This is a genomic window from Bradyrhizobium jicamae, from assembly GCF_001440395.1.
Taxonomy (GTDB): Bacteria; Pseudomonadota; Alphaproteobacteria; order Rhizobiales; family Xanthobacteraceae; genus Bradyrhizobium; species Bradyrhizobium jicamae.
This window is the reverse complement of the sequence record NZ_LLXZ01000220.1, coordinates 29,938-45,267: the sequence shown is the minus strand read 5'-3', so window position 1 is coordinate 45,267 and position 15,330 is coordinate 29,938. Positions and strand designations below refer to the sequence as shown.

Genomic DNA, 15,330 nt, shown 5'->3' with positions numbered 1-15,330 from the left:
GCTCACGCGCCCTTCTTCGACCGGCTGGTTGCAATCAGCACCAGCATGAACGACACCGCGGTCATCAGCGTGCTGATGGCCGCAATCGTCGGGTCGATCTCGTCACGGAGCGCGGTGAACATCCGCTTGGTCAGCGGCTGATACTGGCCGCCGGAAATGAACAGGGCGACGATGGTCTCGTCCATCGCGGAGATGAAGGCGAAGATGCCGCCTGCGATGACGCTGGCCTTGATCTGCGGCAGCGTCACTACGAAGAAGCTGCGCAGCCTGTTCATGCCGAGGCTGCGCGCCACCATCTCCTGCGTCGAGTCGAAGCTCTGCAATCCCGCCGCGACCGAGATGACGACATAGGGCAAGCCGAGCATGACGTTGGCAAGCACGAGGCCGGTCATGGACGCGACCAGGCCGGCCTTGGCGAAGACGAAGTAGATGCCGACCGCGGTGATGATGATCGGCACCACCAGCGGCAGCAGCAGGGTCATGTGGATCAGCCGCATGATCCGCCATTTCGACTGGCTGATCGCATATGCCGCGGCCACGCCGAGCGGGGTTGCAATGACGACGGTGAGCACCGCCACTGTCAGCGTCACGCGGGTCGCCTGCATCCAGGCCGGATTGCCGACATATTCCTGATACCAGCGCAGCGATAGCGACGGCGGCGGGAAGGTCAGGAAACGCGCGGCCGAGAACGACATCGGCGCGATGATCAGGATCGGCAGGATCAGATAGAGCAGCACCAGCGCGCAGATGACAATCAGGGCGATGCGGTATGGGCGGGACATCGTCATTTTTGCCCCAACACGCGATCGAGCGGAATGAATCGGCTGACGGCGAAAAAGATCAGCCCGACCGCGATCAGCAGCACCACGCCGACGGCGCTGGCGGCCCCCCACTGATCGTAGAGTTCGACATTGCGGCTCACCAGCATCGATATCATGATGGTACGACCGCCTCCGAGCAATTCGGGCGTGATGTAGAAACCGAGGGTGAGCACGAAGACCAGCGTGCTTCCCGCGAGCACCCCGGGCAGCGAGAGCGGCAGAAATATCCGCCAGAAGGTGAGCATGGGACCGGCGCCGAGACTGGCGCCGGCCTGCATCAGATCGCGCGGGATCTGCTGCATCGTGGCGTAGAGCGGCAGCACCATGAAGGGCAGCAGAATGTGCAGGGTCGCAACGACGGTGCCGAAAGTGTTGTGCACCAGCGCCAGCGGTTCGTCGATCACACCGATCTGGCGCAGCACCTGGTTGACGACGCCGGTCCGTTGCAACAATGCGAGCCAGGCATAGGCACGGACCAGCACGCTGGTCCAGAACGGCAGCACCACCAGCGCCAGGATGACGATGCTCCAGCGCTTTGGCGCGACGCTCGCCGCATAGGCAATGGGATAGCCGAGCAGCAGCGCCAGCAGCGTCACCAGCAGGCTGATCTGGAACGTCAAAGCGAAGCTGCGCCAGTAGATGTCTTCGCTCCAGATCCGGCGGTAATTCTCGAGCGTAAAGCCGTCGTGATAGACCGACTGCCAGGCGAGCCAGCCGACCGGCAGCACGATCAGCAGCAGGATCACGAGCAGTGCGGGCAGCGCCAGCGCCAGCATCAGGCGCTGCTCGCGACGCTGGTGCCGGAGCGAGATGTCTGGCGCTGGGCTGTGCACGGCCATAGTCCCCGCTATTTCTGCATGAACGAGACCCAGCGCTTTTCTGCCGCCTCGCCCGCGGGCGACGACCACCAGGCATACGACATCAGAGCTTGCTTCGATGCGTTGTCGGGCGCGCTCGGCAGTTGCGCGACGCGTTCCGGCTTGATCACGCCGGTGTCGAACGCCTTGGGATTGGCCGGGCCATAGTCGATATGCAGCGGCAGGTTGGCCTGGTGGACGGGATCGACAGCTTCGTTCACGAAACGCACCGCGGTGGCGAGATTGGGCGCCCCCTTCAGGATGCAGAGCGACGTGCTCTGCAGGATACCCTGGTTGTAGGTGAAGGCGACCTTGGCGCCCTCGCCCATCAGCGCGCTGACGCGGCCGTTCCAGGCCATCACCATGTCGACCTCGCCGTCGTTGAGGAGCTGCGCCGACTGCGCACCCGAGGTCCACCACACCGTGATGCTGGGCTTGATCTCCTCGAGCTTTTTGAACGCGCGGTCGACGTCGAGCGGATACAGCTTGTCGGGCGCCACGCCGTCGGCCATCAGGGCCGCCTCCAGCGTCGCGAACGGGTGGTTGCGCAGAGCGCGGCGGCCAGGGAATTTCTTCACATCCCAGAAATCGGCCCAGCTCGACGGCGCGGCATCCGGAAATTTTTTCCGGCTAAAGGCGAGCACGCTCGAATAGAATTCGTAGGTCACCGAATAGGCAGAGCGATAGGCCTCCGGCATCGCCGCCGCGTTCGGCAATTTGGCGAAATCCAGCTTCTCGACGAGGCCCTGCTCGCCGCCGCGCAGACAGTTGCCGGTCGGCACGTCGACGACGTCCCAGGTCGGCTTGCCGCTCGCCACCTGCGATTTGATTGCCGGCCAGGCGTCGGGAATGCTGTCCTGGTTGATGGTGATGCCAAGCTTCTTGGCCGAGGGATCGAGGATCGCGACGGTCTGCGCCTTCTGGTAGGCGCCGCCTTGTGAGACGAAGGTGATCTGGTCCGCGCTGGCCGGCAGACTCGATAAAGTAGCCAGGGCGCCAAGGGAGACTCCAAGCAGTGCACGTCGACACAGAGATGCAATCATCATGTTCAACCCCTCTTGTTATGATCGGGCGTAGCTAACGCCCGACCGCATCCAAAAACTGGTACCAGCCGGCCACCACGCGGACGGCCGGTTCACGCAGCGAATAGAATGGAATGGTCCTGATGCGGCGCGCGTCGAGCAAGCCAAGGTCGACTGCCTCCCCGCGCACAAGCGACGCGAGATAGCGGCCCATCAGGCTCGACATTGCGACGCCGGCGCCATTGTAGCCGACTGAATAGAGGGTACGGTCATCAATGCGGCCGACATGCGGTACGGAATCGAGCGTCATGCCGACAAGGCCGGACCAGCGAAACTCCAACGGAACATCCGCAAGCTCTGGGAAGATACCCGTCATGGCGCGGCGTAGCGCCTCAAACGCGCTTTCCGAATCCTGCTTGCCGAAGGCGCCGCGACCACCGAAGACGACACGGTCGTCGACCTTGCGGAACCAACGCATCATCCGCTTGGTCTCTGTGTAAGTTCGCCCAGTCGGCATCAGGCTGCCGGCGAGATTCGGTGACAGCTTTTCGGTAGCGATAAGAGCGCTGCGAAACGGCACCAATGTGCGCTGCAGCCGCACCGTTGCCGATGTCAGGTCGGAATAGGAGTTGGTGGCGATGATCGCCTGACGCGCGCGCACGCTGCCGCCGGGCGTCTCAGCGACGACACCATCGCCATCGCGACGGAGCGCCAGCACAGGGCTCTCCTGGAATATCGGCACGCCGCGCTGCGCAACACCTTTGGCGAGCCCGCGCAGGTAATTCAGCGGATGAATGCCGCCGGACCCTGGATTGAGCACCCCGCCGACAAACCCCCGCGATCCCGTCTCTTCGCGCACCTGGTGGGCATCGAGGATACGAACCTCGGTATCGCCCATCTGTCGCTTCATCCATTCGGCTTCGTCGATCGCGGACCTGAGCGTTGCCTGATTATGCGCGGCCTTGACTTGCCCGTTGCGCATCAGCCGGGCACTGGTGATGCCGAATTCAGACACCAGCTCATCGACCATCTCGACGGACTCGTGCGCGATCTCGTACATGCGTCGGGCCATGGCACGGCCATGAACAGTATCGACGTCGCGGAACGAGAGACGAAATTTGGCGGTGATGACGCCGCCATTGCGGCCGCTCGCGCCCCAGCCGGGATGATTGGCTTCGAGCACAATCGGAGCAAAACCGCTCTTCGCGACGTGATGCGCCGCAGACAGCCCGGTGTAACCCGCGCCGATGATGACGACATCGGCCTTCACCTCGCCGGCAAGCTTCGGAAAGGCAGGCAACGGCTCCGCCGTTGCCGCCCAGAGCGAGGCGGCCGGTGCCATTGGGGTCCAGACCTCTGCCATCTCCGCCGCCCTGCCCTTATTCAGTTTCCAAGCGCCGCGTCGGCGAACGCCTTCATTGTGGCGAAATGGAAATCGGGCTTTGTGAGCTCCGGCACCTCGGGCGTACCGCCAAAACCTTTCATGCCCTGGCGACGCTCGATCCAGCAGACCTTGTAGCCAAGCTTGCGGGCGATACCGATGTCGTGATGCTGGCTCTGCGCCACATGCAGGATTTCGGACTGCTTGTAGCCGAACGCGGACTGCCGCCCCTTGTTGTAGGCGAAGAACTCCGGATCGGGTTTGGCAACCCCGGTGTCATCGGCGCAGACGGTGTCGTGGAAAGGATTATCGAGCGCGTGGGAATAGCACGACAGCGCGACGCGATCCGCATTGGTCATGGCGACCAACCGGAACCTGGTACGCAGGCGCTTCAGCGCTTCGACCGAATCCGAAAACGGCTGCCAGCGCAGCACGGCGAGCTGGAAGGCGTCGCAGGCGGCATCGTCGGCCGCTAGTCCCAATTCCCTGGCGAGGTGCCGGTAGACATGGAACATCACTTCGCTCGACCGCTCCGGATGCGCATCACGGCCGCGCTTGTAGGACACGAAGATCTGATCGTCGCTGAGCTCGGCCGCTTTTCGACCGGAGATCCGGCGCACGGCATCGAGCACGCCGGCCTCGAAATCGATCAAGGTGCCGACGACATCGAAAGTGAGAACCTTGAAGCTATCGTAGGACATTTTCATCTCTTGTTCTGGTTGGTCTGTGGTTGCACTTGCATTTGAATGTCGGCACTCATTCCCGCGCTTTCTCCTGCGCCTTGGGTACGACAATGGTGTCTTCGGGATGGAGCGTAACGGTGAGTTCGCCGCCTATCGGAGGTAACAGGCGCGAGGCCTGGTAATGGCTGGGCTGGCGCAGGCTCAGACGGATGCCGTCGGGCAGTTGCAGGAACACGCGAAGGCTCTCACCCTGATAGACGATGTCGGTGACCCTGCCTGTCAGGCGATTGAGCGCGGCATCCGCCACGCCGTTCGCGATCAAGAGCTTCTCGCTGTGCACCGCGAGCATCAGCTCCTCGCCGCCGGGAAGCGCGCGCGCGCTTTTCAGGACAGCCGATCCGAGCGCCACGCTAGAAGCGTCGATGCGCCGGACCGGCAGCAGACTCGCCTCGCCGATGAAACTCGCCACGAAAGAGTCCGCCGGATAATCGTGCAGCCGCTCGGGGCGATCGATCTGGACCAGCCGTCCGTCCTTGAGGATCGCGACGCGGTCACTCATTGTCAGCGCCTCGCGCTGGTCGTGGGTGACATAGATGATGGTGGCGCCAATCCGCTTGTGCAGTTCGCGCAATTCGATCTGCATCGCTTCCCGCAACTGCTTGTCGAGCGCCGACAGCGGCTCGTCCATCAGGATCAGGCGCGGCTCGAAGATCATGGCGCGCGCCAGCGCCACGCGCTGGCGCTGGCCGCCGGAGAGCTGGGCGATGCCGCGCGCCTCGTAACCCGACAGCCCGACCATCGCCAGCGCGGCGCGCACTCTCGCAGCCCAATCCGCCTTTGGAATCCGTCGGGCCCGCAGCGGAAAGGCGACGTTCTCACCAACGCTCATGTGCGGGAACAGCGCGTAGTTCTGGAACACCACGCCGATGTCGCGCTTGTGCGGCGGCAGGAACGTCACGTCGCGGCCGCCAAAATGGATCGAGCCGGACGAAGGCTGAACGAAACCGCCGAGAATGCCGAGCAGCGTGGTCTTGCCGGACCCGGACGGCCCGAGCAGGGAGACGAACTCGCGCGGCGCAACGTTCAGGGTGACGTCATCCAGCGCCAGGACCGCGCCATAGCTCTTGCTCGCAGCCTTGATATCGACGCTCTCTCCGCCCTGGCCCAATGATCGACCCCGTTGCGTTGCCGAGGGCGTGCACCGATGCGCGCCATCCACGTCGCCTGCGATGGCGCAAGCGACGGTTGAAACCGGCATGATCTCGTCTTATAGATCGGCCACTTCAGGCCAGCCCCCGAGGCTGTCCCTGCTGCGCCGGATTTTCAATCCCGCCCGTCCTGGCAGGCTATCGCGCAAGCCAACCAGAGTTGGCCGGCAGGGGCAATTGCCAAATTCTCACCGGCGGCATAACATCAGGTTATGCCTGACCTTCGGCGGAAGCTGCCCTCTAGCCACGCGCTGTTCGTCTTCGACGCCGCCGCGCGCAACGGCAGCTTCACGGCAGCGGCGGCCGAACTGAACGTCACCCAGCCCGCGGTAAGCCGGATGCTCGGACAGTTCGAGGACTATCTCGGCGTTCGTCTGTTCGATCGCACCAATGGCCGCGCAACCCTGACGGAAGAAGGCGAGATCCTCTATCGCCACGTATCGGATGGATTCCGCAGCATCGAAGGCGGCCTGATCGAGATCGACCGCCGCCGCAAGGGCACCGAAACCGTCACGCTCTCGGTCTCCTCGGCGTTCACCACCCATTGGCTGATGCCCCGCATCGACAAGCTGCAGCGCCAGTTTCCCACCGTCGATCTCCGCTTCCAGCTTATCTCCGGTCCGCTGCGCGGGCCGGTCGACAATGTCGATCTCGGCATGCGGTTTCGCGACCGATACGATCCCGAGCGGAACGGTGCGCTGGTCATGAAGGAAGTCATGCTGCCGATCTGCAGTCCCGCCTATCGCGACGCTGATAGCGCTGACGGGCCGATCGAGGCCAACACCATCATCCGCCTCGCCGATACGCCGGGCGATTGGGCTGCGGAATATCCGACCTTTCTCACCAGACGATCGGGGCCCGCCAAGTCGCTGAGTTTTTCCGACTATGCTGTCGTGGTGCAGGCGGCGTTGCTCGGCCAGGGCATTGCGCTCGGCTGGCTTACCGTCGCGGCGCACTGGCTGCTCACCGGCGCGCTGGTGCCGGCCTCGGAAACGCTCACCACGACACGGCGGCTTTGCGAACTGGTGCACCCGCATGACCGATCGATCCGACCGGTCGTCAGCGAGATCAGGGACTGGATCATCGAGCAGATGCACACCGACATGGCCGCCATCGACCGACTCTACCCGCGTTTGCAGCTGATGCCGACGAGCTATTAGGCGCTGGCGTGATCTGTTTCCAGCGTCGGCGCGACCTCGCGCGCGACCTGCACCAATGCGGCAATCAGCGGCGTCATCGGGTCGCGCTGCGGGATTACCAATCCGACGCTGTAGTCGACAACGGGATCGACGATCGGAATGCTGCGGATGGTGTCCGCCAATCCCAGCGTCTCCGCGAGTTTTGCCGGCATCACGCTGGCCCAACGGCCCGTCTTGACATGCGTATAGAGGACGACAAGCGAGTTCGACGTCAGCGTCGGCGTGGCCTCAACCCCGACCGACGCCAGCGCGCGATCGATGATGCGCCGGTTCTGCATGTCCGGCGTCAAGAGGCACAGCGGCACCTGCCCGACTTCCTTCCAGGTCACCTGCTTGCGATCACCGAACATGGCGTCCGGTGACGTCAGCAGCCGATAGCTCTCGTTGTAGAGCGGAAAGGTGCGAACCTTGCCGATCGGCTCGTTCTCGATATAGGTCAGCCCGGCATCGACCTCGAGGTTTTCCAAAAGCCCGAGCACGTCGGCCGAGGTGCAGGAATGGATGCGAAAGCGCACGTCGGGATAGCGCGCGCGGAACGGCGTCGTCAGCGACGCCACCATGCCGAGCACGGTCGGGATCGCGGCGATCCGGATCTCGCCGGAGAGCTTGTCCTTGAGGCTGTTGATCTCCTGCCGCATCGCCCGGGCATCGCCGACAATGCGCCGCGCCCAATCGAGCGTGCGCTCGCCCTCCGGCGTAAAGCCCTGGAAGCGCGAGCCGCGCTGCACCAGCATGACGCCGAGGATCTCCTCGAGCTGCTTCAGGCTGGTCGACATGGTCGGCTGGGTGACGCCACAGGCTTCCGCAGCCCGTCCGAAATGCCGCTCCTTGGCGAGCGCGAGCAGAAGTTCAAGCTTGTCGATCAAGGCGTCATTCCCAGGAAGTTAGCGGTCGATCCGGTGGCAAGGCCCCCGCCCGGCTCGCCACAGATAGCACGGGCGGGCAGCCGCCAATACTTCAAAAGCGGCGTCGGATGAGCATCTTGCGGGATCGATTGGATTGTCAAATTGGACGATTTTTCGCCGTTATCGCGTATGCCAGCCCGGTAGGATGGGTGGAGCCAACAGGTCGCGCGAACGCGCGCGCCCGATGACAGGCTCCGCGATACCCATCGCCATGCCGACGGGCGTTGAAGCCGTTAGCTGACGAGATCCAACTCAGGCGATGTGCGACGCACCGGCGCGCCGGTGCGGGCCACGGCGAAAACCTCGAGAGCATGATCGTAGCCCTTGATGGTCCTCTCGCCGATGGATGCAAGCCCGATGCTGCCCTTGACATGACCGGTAACGACCGGGTCCACCAGGATCTGCGTGTCCTCGGCCAGACCGCAAAGCCGCGACGCCAGATTGACCACGCTTCCGATCGCCGTGTAGTCGAGGCGTCCGTGCCAGCCGAGCGTTCCAACGGTCGCAGGTCCCATCGCGATACCGACGCCGAAACCAATGGCCCAGCCGCGGGCGTTCCAGGAATCGGCGAGCGATTGCACGGCGGCCTGCATGTCGATCGCAAGCCGCACACCGCGCTCCGCAGGGTCGTCGCAGGCGACCGGCGCGTTGACGAGAACCATCACACCGTCACCGGCGAAGCGGATCAAGGTCGCCGAGTGGCGCTCCGTCACGGCGCCAATCGCTTCATAATACTCCCGCAGCACCGCGATGATGACATCGGGCTCGGCGCGCGCGGAAAACGCAGTGAAGCCGCGCAGATCGCCGAAGATCGCGACCACCTCCCGGCGATGTCCGTCGAGCAGCCGCTGATCGGAGTGTTCGACCAGTTCGGCCACCTGCGGCGCCAGGAACTGCTTCAGGCGATTGATGCGCTCGGACTTGTGCTGCGAGACCGCGAGTTCCTCCGCCATCTGGTTGAACCTGACAGCCAGTTGCTCCAGCTCGTCGCGGCTCTGGATCGTGATGCGATGGTCGAGTTGCCCCATCCCGATCCGTTCGACGCCGGCTTCCAGTTGCCGGATTGGTCCCCACATGCGGCATGCCCGCCAATAGGCCAGGACCAGCGCGAAAACTATGCCGAGGCCGATGAGTATCAGGGAACGCCACAGCGCGGCGCGGATGGATTCGAACGCCTCCAAAGCCGGCTGCTGGGCGATCACCGTCCAGCCCACATTGGGAGCAGGTACCGAAAGCGCAACGACGGGCTTGCCGTCCTCACCGGTCGTGGTGACCGCCGCTCCATCCGCAGCGCTGACTTCGGACTTCAGCCGGTTGAAGTCGCCTGCTCCGACACCGCTGCGCAGCACCAGGCTGATGTCGGGGTGGGCGATCAGCCGTCCGGAATCGTCGACGACAAGGGCGTGGCCGGTGTCGCCGATCTTGATTGACGCGATGATGTCCCAGATCAGTTTCAGGTTGATGTCGGCAACGACGATCCCGGCGGCCGCACGGTTTCCCGCCACCGCGATCCGCATGTAAGGCTCGGAATCGCGCCGGTAATGCACCGGGCCATACCAGACCCGGTTGGCGCGCGCGCCGATGACCGCAGGATCCTCCGACATATCAGCGCCGGCGCCGGTCCTGTTCATGCTGACGCGGGATACGAAAACGCGTTCGGTGCCGGTCGGATCGACCATCGAGAGCGAAACGATCGCCGGTACCTGCTGCAACAGGCGCAGTCCGTCGATCCTGCGCCGGTCGTCCTCGCCCTGGGTCCAAGGAAACTGCACGACCCAGCCGAGCTGATCGCGGATGCCGTCCGTGAATGCCTGTATCCGATCGGCTGCCGAACGGGCTTCGACCCGGAGAAGTTCATCCAGATCGTACCGGTTGTCGCGAAAGGCAAACCAGGCTTCGGTTGCCGAGCCAAGCAGCAGCGGCACCACCACTGCGACAAACAGCGTAGTGAAATACTTGACGAACAGGGAGCGGCGCGGACGGATCACCGAAAGAATATCCAAACAAAAGGGTTTCAAACCAATATGAGATACGCCTAATTCATTCGATCACCCTGTTGGCGCGAAACAGGATGGACGATTTGTCGAGGTCGATGCCGAGTTGTTCGGCTGTCCTGATATTGACGACCAGTTCGAACTTCGTGGGTTGCATGACAGGAAGATTGGCTGGCTTCTCACCGCGCAAGATCCGGTCGGCGTAGGTCGCGAGCCAGAAATACGTCGCGCGCTGATTGGCCCCGTAGCTCATTAATCCGCCAGCCTCGCAATATTCGCTCCAGCCGAACATCGACGGTAACCGGTGCGCGGTCGCAAATTGGGCGATCTTGTTCCGATGCACCATCGTGAGAACGTCCGGGAACACCAGCAAGGCGTCCGCATGGGCCTCCCCCACCGCGACAAGTCCGGCGTCCAGCTCGTTCGGGCCGGCGAAGGGAACATAGACCGGTTCAATGCCGAGCTTGGTCGCGGCCTCCCTGGTCGCGCGCCACTCCGATTGTTCTCCCGGATGGTTGCTGTTCGAAAACACGGCCAGCCTGCGCAGGCTCGGCACCACCTCCTTGAGCAACTCAACCCGCTTCCCCGCCAGTTCAAGCGACAGGAACGTCGAGCCGGTGAAATTGCCGCCGGGTTGACCGAGACTCTCGACGACGCCCAACGCCACCGGGTCGCCGCTGAGAGCAAACAGGACGGGGATGTCCTTGACCTCCGTCAGCGCCCGCGTCGCAGGACCGCTCGATACGGCAAGATCGATATTGCCGCGCCTCAGTTCGGCCACCACCTCGCGCAGCGCATGGGGATTGCCGAAGTGAAGTTCGAGGGCGAGGTTCTTGCCCTCGATGTAACCGCGCGCCCGCAATCCCTCCCTGAAGCCGTCCAGAAACGGATCGGGCTGGGATTGGATGGAAACCCAGAAAATACGATAGGCTTTTGCCGAATCCTGCGCGAATGCGGTGGCCGGCCAGGCCATCGCAGCACCCGCGAGCGCAATGAATTCTCGTCGTTTCATGCCGGCGAATATGGCCTGAATCGCCACGCCGCGCTTGGAGCCCGTATTCAGATAATCTGAAGATAATCTTGATTTTGGCTTGGCGGCTGGTCTCACGTCGCCAGCGTACGTCTGCCGAAATACGTCACGGCATCTGACCCACCGTTATCAAACCGGCCCAGATTACCTGCGAGGCACATGAAGCGGGTGACATCCGGCACGCCCAAACAACGTGCTATGGTGCTGGTGCTGCACTGATACGCGAATATTGCGTCTACACCGCACAATCGAGATGGGGTGTTCAGATGATCACAATCCCGGAACTGGTAGCGCAAGCCCTGGGCACATTCCTGACCTCGGAAACCAAGAGCCGGTTTGGCTCCTCCCAAGCCCGACTGGCGGAGTTCCTGCCCTATGCCGCCCGGCTCACACTGGAGTGCATCGGCAACAGCGACGCGCTCTATCACAACGTCGAGCATTCCCTGCTCGTCACCCTGGCCGGCCACGACATCCTGATGGGACGGGCGGTGCTGCGACCAACGACGCCCGACGACTATGCCAACTTCATCCTGGCGTGCCTGACCCACGACATCGGCTACGTCAGAGGAACCGTTCAGGGAGATGACGGCGAGTCCTATGTCGCCGACCTCAGCGGCCGAACCATTCGCCTGCCGAGAGGCTCGTCCGATGCGTCGCTGGCGCCCTACCATGTCGACCGCTCAAAACTGTTCGTCTTCGAGCGCCTCGACACAATGGACGAAGTCGATGCCAGCCGGATCGCCAGGGCGATCGAATATACCCGCTTTCCCTACCCGGAAGCGGCGGGAGACGATCTGATCGAAGAGGAGGGATTGTTGCTGCGCGCGGCTGACCTCATCGGGCAGCTCGGCGACCCGAACTACCTGAAAAAGTCGAATGCCCTGTTCTATGAATTTCAGGAGATCGGCCTGACCAAGCAGCTCGGTTACGAGACGCCGGCTGATGTCGTCTACAAATATCCGCAGTTCTACTGGAACAATGTGGCGCCGCAAATCCAGACAGCGATACGCTATCTCAACGTCACCTCAAGGGGGCGTCAGTGGATCGCAAACCTTTACAGCAATGTGTTCCGCGCCGAGCGCGAAATGAACCTGTCCGGTCCACAGCCGTGATCACGCCAGCGAGAGCATGATCCGGAAAAGTGTGCAGCGGTTTTCCGAAAAGATCATGCTCAAACAAGAAGATAAAGCGGGATGACGTTCGAAGAAAAGTCATCGCGCTTTAGGCGCGCGCGATACCGGCGACACGCAGCCCTTCGACGAAGCGATCGATGAAGCCGCGATCGTTGCAGAAGAACAGCTCCTGTCGCGCGGTCTCGAGGCTGTAGTTCGGTTTGCGCTGCAGCAGCTCGGCGGCCGCCGCTTTCGCCTGCGCCTGCTCGCCGAAAAGGCCAAGCGACGCCGCAAGGGACGCAAAGGCCTGATAGGTGACATTGGGCTGCCGTGTTGCCCTTCGGGCAAACTCGGCCGCTATTTCGTACTCGCCCAGGGAGAAGTGCGTCCAGGAGCGGACGTGGTGGAAACTCCACAGATGGCTGTCGCGAGGACTGAGCATGGTCGCCTGATCGAGCAGCGTTTCCGCCTCGATCTCCCGCCCGTACCAGAGCAGGTTGAACCCTTGCGCGAAGTAGGCTTGCGCAAAGCTGGGATTGAGCTCCAGGGCTACGTCGAGCGCTGCCAGCGCTTCGTCATTCTGATGGGTCAAACAGAGCGCTCGTCCGAGGACGCAGTGACAGAAGCAATCGAGGTCATCGAGCGCCACGGCATCACGCGCCTGGCGCAAGGCCGCTTCCAGTCGCGCTGGACGATCTTTCGGCTCGTCAACAAAGGCGCGCTGCAAATTGACGTAGCTGAGAGCGCCGTGGCCGCGGGCGAAGTTCGGATCTGCTGAAATTGCCCGTTGAAAATAGGCTTCAGCCGAATCGAATCCCGGCGAGGTGAAGCGCCAGAAATTCCACAGACCGCGCTGGTAGCAATCCCAGGCATCGAGGCTTTCCGGCGCCTTGCGAGCGGCGAGTTGCTGCTCGACCTTGGACAGCTCGGGCTCGATCGTTGCGGCGATCTGGCGAGCCATCTCCTCCTGGATATCGAAGATATACTCCAGCTTAAGGTCGTATTTGTCGGCCCATAATTGCTTCCGATCCGCCGCCCGGACCAGCTCCGCCGTTATCCGTACGGCATCGCGGCTCTTGCGGACGCTGCCGACCAGCACATACCTGACACCGAGCTGCTCGCCGATTTCGCGCGCGTCCACCGTGCGTCCCTGGAACGCCACGGTCGAGTGTCGCGAGATCACCGAAAGCCACCGGTTCCGGGCGAGGAGACGAATGATGTCTTCCGTCAGCCCGTAACTGAAGTAGTCGTTCTCGGGATCGTCAGACATGTTTCCAAACGGCATCACCGCGATCGACGATCGCGTGACAGCCTCTGCCTTGATGGATTCCGAGACGACATCATCGAGGCGGGGCACTTCGGCAGAAACCGAGAGGCGGCCGGAGAGATCGTCCGGCGTCACCGCATCGTCAGGAACGAGCGAAGCCGTCTCCATGTCGGCTTTCGGCGCATCGATGGCGTGAACATCGCCGACAAACCGGAATCCCCGCTTATGCAGCGTCCGAATAAAGAGCTGATCGTTTCCGTTGTCGCCAAGCGCGCGCCGGGCGCCGTTGATACGGCTGGAGAGCGCGGCTTCAGAAATGATCCGGCCATTCCAGACCGTCTCGATCAGTTCGTCCTTGCTGACGATACGGTCATGGTTGCGCACGAGGTGAACGATGAGATCGAATACCTGGGGCTCGATATGCACGGCTTCGCCTAGTCGGCGCAGCTCATGCTGACCGAGGTCGATTTCATAATCGGAAAACCGGTACTGCAATACCACCTCTGTGATTCCGATGCGAGGCAGGTCCGCCACTATCAGGCGGTTCACGATACAAACTAAGTAAAAACAGTCACTTCCGGAGGAAAAAGAAAGGTCTTCTCAAGGACTCCGCCAAGCAGGAACAGGAATCCCAATCTACAGATGGGTCAATCATCGTTCAATCGGAGATGACCATGATTGGCCTGTTGCTCAATCCCACCAAGGGGGATGTTTCACCAGAAGGTTTGTTGCCGCACGACGCTGCCATCCGGCCCCACGCACCGATCCGTACAAGCGCTGCCGTCAGCCCCCTCGCCCTGCCCGCCCGGCTGCGGGGCCTTGTCGACAGCTGGATGGCCGCTGCCATCGCCTACCGCGATCGGCAAGCCGCCTGGCTCGCGGCGCACCAGGCTGGAGATCGCGACCTGAAAAGCAAGCGCATCTACCGCAGCCCGATCGACCCCGCCCTCGAAAGAGTTGCACGGCGTCGCAAGCCGAGGCGCCTCGAACTGTCCTGAACAAAGTATTTGCCGACGTCACATTTCCAAACCAAGGAGATTTCGAATGTCGATTACGATGCAAAATGGACCCAATGCGGCGCGTCCCGCCGTCGCCTCCCTTGCAACGAGGCTGCTTACTCTCTGCTACGGCGGCCTCGCCTACCTGATCTTCTTCGGCACGTTTCTCTACGCAGTCGGCTTCGTCTCGGGATTTGTCGTACCGAAGACAATCGATACCGGTCGCACGTCCTCGCTGACGACCGCCCTGCTGGTCAATTTGGTGCTGATGTCGATCTTCGCCGTGCAGCATAGCGGCATGGCGCGGCAGGGCTTCAAGAAGCTGTTCGCACGCTTCGCCTCGCCAGCGATCGAACGCTCGACCTACGTGCTGCTGGCAAGCCTTTCGCTGATCCTGCTGTTCTGGCAATGGCAGCCGATGCCGATGGTGGTCTGGAGCGTCGAGAATCCCACGATCGCCGGCATCGTGACCGCGGGCGGTTTTGTGGGCTGGCTCATCGTGCTCTACAGCACCTTCCTGATCAGCCATTTCGAGCTGTTCGGATTGACGCAAGTGGTCTCGCATTTCGCCGGACGCGTGGTTGAGCCGATGAAGTTCAAGACGCCGGGCCTTTACAGCCTGATCCGGCACCCGATCTATCTCGGCTTCATCATCGCCTTCTGGTGCACGCCTGTGATGACGCTCGGCCACCTGCTGTTCTCTACGGTGACGACGGCCTACATCTTTGTCGGCATCTATCTGGAAGAGCGCGATCTGGTGTCAATGTTCGGCGATCAGTATCGGCGCTATCGCGAAAAGGTGGCGATGCTGGTGCCGGGCGTCTTCTGAAACGACGATTAAACACGGAGGACG

The 15,330-nt window shown here is 62.4% G+C and carries 14 protein-coding genes; 4 read left to right on the top strand and 10 right to left on the bottom strand.

Annotation, left to right across the window (positions count from 1 at the left end; genetic code table 11):
• Positions 1-2: 2 nt before the first annotated feature.
• From CQ12_RS39240 to CQ12_RS39215, 6 genes are all read right to left on the bottom strand, one after another.
• Positions 3-788: an ABC transporter permease gene (locus tag CQ12_RS39240; protein WP_057840572.1), complete on the bottom strand. Its 786-nt coding sequence runs from the start codon at positions 786-788 to the stop codon at positions 3-5.
• Complete coding sequence (locus tag CQ12_RS39235; RefSeq protein WP_057840612.1) at positions 785-1,597, bottom strand: ABC transporter permease; 813 nt, start codon at positions 1,595-1,597, stop codon at positions 785-787. The genes CQ12_RS39240 and CQ12_RS39235 overlap by 4 nt, the downstream gene beginning before the upstream one ends.
• 71 nt (positions 1,598-1,668) lie before the next feature.
• The gene (locus tag CQ12_RS39230) at positions 1,669-2,724 is read right to left on the bottom strand and encodes an ABC transporter substrate-binding protein (RefSeq protein ID WP_157088761.1); all 1,056 of its coding nucleotides are present in this window, start codon (positions 2,722-2,724) and stop codon (positions 1,669-1,671) included.
• Positions 2,725-2,755: 31 nt separating this feature from the next.
• Entirely contained in the window at positions 2,756-4,063 is a 1,308-nt protein-coding gene (locus CQ12_RS39225; RefSeq protein WP_057840571.1) for an NAD(P)/FAD-dependent oxidoreductase, read from the bottom strand.
• 20 nt (positions 4,064-4,083) lie between these two features.
• Complete coding sequence (locus tag CQ12_RS39220) at positions 4,084-4,782, bottom strand: HAD-IA family hydrolase (protein WP_057840610.1); 699 nt, start codon at positions 4,780-4,782, stop codon at positions 4,084-4,086.
• Between the two features lie 55 nt (positions 4,783-4,837).
• Positions 4,838-5,932, bottom strand: a complete 1,095-nt coding sequence (locus CQ12_RS39215) for an ABC transporter ATP-binding protein (protein WP_057840570.1) — start codon at positions 5,930-5,932, stop codon at positions 4,838-4,840.
• A gap of 252 nt (positions 5,933-6,184) precedes the next feature.
• On the opposite strand from CQ12_RS39215, the gene CQ12_RS39210 reads away from it, so the two are divergent.
• Positions 6,185-7,132, top strand: coding sequence for a LysR family transcriptional regulator (locus CQ12_RS39210; protein ID WP_057840569.1), 948 nt, complete (start codon positions 6,185-6,187; stop codon positions 7,130-7,132).
• On the opposite strand, the gene CQ12_RS39205 is transcribed toward CQ12_RS39210, so the two are convergent.
• From CQ12_RS39205 to CQ12_RS39195, 3 genes are all read right to left on the bottom strand, one after another.
• Entirely contained in the window at positions 7,129-8,037 is a 909-nt protein-coding gene (locus CQ12_RS39205) for a LysR family transcriptional regulator (protein WP_057840568.1), read from the bottom strand. The two genes, CQ12_RS39210 and CQ12_RS39205, sit on opposite strands and share 4 nt — an antisense overlap.
• A gap of 272 nt (positions 8,038-8,309) precedes the next feature.
• On the bottom strand, positions 8,310-10,064 hold the full coding sequence (locus tag CQ12_RS39200; protein WP_245310341.1) for a cache domain-containing protein: 1,755 nt from the start codon (positions 10,062-10,064) through the stop codon (positions 8,310-8,312).
• A gap of 52 nt (positions 10,065-10,116) precedes the next feature.
• Positions 10,117-11,082 carry an ABC transporter substrate-binding protein gene (locus tag CQ12_RS39195; protein ID WP_057840608.1) on the bottom strand — a complete coding sequence of 322 codons (966 nt, stop codon included), beginning with the start codon at positions 11,080-11,082 and terminating at the stop codon, positions 10,117-10,119.
• Positions 11,083-11,366: 284 nt separating this feature from the next.
• Here CQ12_RS39195 and CQ12_RS39190 point away from each other — a divergent pair, with 284 nt between their 5' ends.
• Positions 11,367-12,212, top strand: a complete 846-nt coding sequence (locus tag CQ12_RS39190; protein WP_057840567.1) for an HD domain-containing protein — start codon at positions 11,367-11,369, stop codon at positions 12,210-12,212.
• A gap of 109 nt (positions 12,213-12,321) precedes the next feature.
• On the opposite strand, the gene CQ12_RS39185 is transcribed toward CQ12_RS39190, so the two are convergent.
• Positions 12,322-13,980 carry a winged helix-turn-helix domain-containing protein gene (locus CQ12_RS39185; protein WP_198164389.1) on the bottom strand — a complete coding sequence of 553 codons (1,659 nt, stop codon included), beginning with the start codon at positions 13,978-13,980 and terminating at the stop codon, positions 12,322-12,324.
• A gap of 173 nt (positions 13,981-14,153) precedes the next feature.
• Between CQ12_RS39185 and CQ12_RS39180 the strand changes: the two genes are divergently transcribed.
• Together CQ12_RS39180 and mddA are read left to right on the top strand one after the other, a co-directional pair.
• Entirely contained in the window at positions 14,154-14,477 is a 324-nt protein-coding gene (locus CQ12_RS39180) for a hypothetical protein (RefSeq protein ID WP_157088758.1), read from the top strand.
• Between the two features lie 46 nt (positions 14,478-14,523).
• Complete coding sequence (mddA, locus tag CQ12_RS39175; protein ID WP_057840564.1) at positions 14,524-15,306, top strand: methanethiol S-methyltransferase; 783 nt, start codon at positions 14,524-14,526, stop codon at positions 15,304-15,306.
• The last annotated feature ends 24 nt before the right edge of the window (positions 15,307-15,330 follow it).